At 57.5% G+C, this 254-nt stretch carries 1 pseudogene; it reads right to left on the reverse strand.

The annotated features are described in order from the left end of the window. Positions 1 to 254: pseudogene (locus tag ACW9H9_RS28925) on the reverse strand (lipase family protein); the annotation flags it as partial.

The raw sequence follows: 254 nt of genomic DNA on the forward strand, positions 1-254 counted from the left end.
GTATGGAGAGCAGGATCACTTCGTCGGTGTGGGTGATGAAGGCTTGGGTGTCGGTATTGGCGCCGTCAAACTGCGTATCGTCGAAGAAGTGAAGCCTGGCAGGGTTCTCTTGTGCGCTGCCCCTCTCGGGGTTGTTTTCCGGGTAGAGCTCAGGGTCAAACGGCAGCACTTCCAGCCGTTTGGAGTACGGCACGTCCTTATACAACGGGTAATGCGCCAAGTCGTTTTTCTGGCCCGCATCGACGCGCCAGATC

The organism is Pseudomonas sp. SDO5215_S409, assembly GCF_054071325.1.